This window comes from Cellulomonas sp. GbtcB1 (assembly GCF_019091725.1).
Classification (GTDB): Bacteria; Actinomycetota; Actinomycetes; order Actinomycetales; family Cellulomonadaceae; genus Cellulomonas.
Window position 1 is genome coordinate 1 of record NZ_JAGXJG010000147.1, and the last position, 524, is coordinate 524.

Below are 524 nucleotides of genomic sequence, written 5' to 3' on the forward strand. Positions count from 1 at the left end.
GGACCTCGCCCATCGTGTCGTGCTCGATGCGGTGCTCGACGTCGTCGTCGACATCCGCGTCGGGCCGCCGACCTTCGGCACCTGGGACGCGGTGCTGCTGGACGACGTGGACCGGCGGGCGATCTACCTCGGCGAGGGCCTGGGTCACGCGTTCCTGTCCCTGGAGGACGGCTCGACCGTGATGTACCTGTGCTCGACGGGCTACTCGCCGGTGCGCGAGCACGGCATCCACCCGCTCGACCCTGAGGTGGGCATCGACTGGCCGACGCAGGCACGCGACGGGTCGCCGATCACCCCGCAGCTCTCCGAGAAGGACCTGGCCGCCCCGTCGCTCGCCGAGGCCCGCGCGTCCGGCCTGCTGCCCGACCACGACGCCGTGCAGCGGTACGTCGCCGGCCTGGCCTGAGGTCCGGCCCCGGGCGCGCCGACCGGCCTCGCCCGGGGCGGTCCGCGGGGGTCAGCCCCGCGCGAGCGCGCGCTCGTACGCGGCGACGTGCGCCCGGGCCGCCTCGCGCCAGGTGAAC

1 protein-coding gene is annotated in these 524 nt (G+C 75.6%); it reads left to right on the forward strand.

The annotated features are described in order from the left end of the window. Positions 1-406: dTDP-4-dehydrorhamnose 3,5-epimerase family protein (locus KVT14_RS20105; protein ID WP_217617276.1), on the forward strand; the 406-nt coding region annotated here is incomplete at its 5' end. Between the last annotated feature and the right edge of the window lie 118 nt (positions 407-524).